A 749-nucleotide genomic window follows, 5' to 3' on the forward strand; every position below is an offset into this window, starting at 1 on the left:
AAGATTTAAAAAGGAAATTATAAAATGGCTAACTACAAACTTAAAGTCAACAATAAGAATTTTGAAGTGGATGTGGATTCGGATACCCCGCTTTTATGGGTACTCCGTGACAACCTGGGCTTAATTGGAACAAAGTATTCCTGTGGCATTTCTCAGTGTGGCGCATGCACCGTACACTTAAATGATGAAGCTGTAAGATCCTGCGGTCTGCCGGTATCGTCCATTGGTGATGCTAAAAATCACTACCATTGAAGGACTTTCAGACAATGGTGACCATCCTGTGCAAGAAGCCTGGAAAGAAGTAGACGTAGCGCAATGCGGCTATTGTCAGGCCGGTCAGATAATGACAGCAGCAGCGATGTTGAAGAAAAATCCTTCTCCTTCAGAGGAGGAAGTAATTGATGGAATGAATGCCAATTTGTGTCGTTGTGGTACCTACCACCGGATCAAAGAAGCAGTTTTGTTGGCCTCAGCTAAAATCAAATAACCATGGACAAAGGACTAAAATCGAATAGAAGGGATTTCTTGAAAATTGCAGCAACTACTGGAGGTGGTTTATTGATAGGCTTCAATTGGTCAGCTTGTGATTCACCTAAAATGAAAGTCATTAGTGATCAGGAGATTTATGATAGAGCGGTTAATTTTAATAGCTTTTTTATCCATTTCCCCATCCAATCACGTGGTGATTTTTTTCACCCAATCCTGAATTGGGGCAAAACATCAAAACCTCATTTCCAATGATTGTAGCT

General features: G+C 40.7%; 1 protein-coding gene and 1 pseudogene. Both read left to right on the plus strand.

Annotation, left to right across the window (positions count from 1 at the left end; genetic code table 11):
* The first annotated feature begins 24 nt into the window (after positions 1 to 24).
* A pseudogene (locus tag ADIWIN_RS03455) lies at positions 25 to 487 on the plus strand ((2Fe-2S)-binding protein).
* 2 nt (positions 488 to 489) lie between these two features.
* Positions 490 to 741: a twin-arginine translocation signal domain-containing protein gene (locus ADIWIN_RS03460; RefSeq protein ID WP_040756459.1), complete on the plus strand. Its 252-nt coding sequence runs from the start codon at positions 490 to 492 to the stop codon at positions 739 to 741.
* Positions 742 to 749: the final 8 nt, after the last annotated feature.

Origin of the sequence: Winogradskyella psychrotolerans RS-3 (genome assembly GCF_000427335.1) — a bacterium.
Taxonomy (GTDB): Bacteria; Bacteroidota; Bacteroidia; order Flavobacteriales; family Flavobacteriaceae; genus Winogradskyella; species Winogradskyella psychrotolerans.

What these genes read in the sequence shown, in the direction of transcription:
- ADIWIN_RS03460 (WP_040756459.1), top strand. Translation starts at nt 490, where the DNA reads ATGGACAAAGGACTAAAATCGAATAGAAGGGATTTCTTGAAAATTGCA.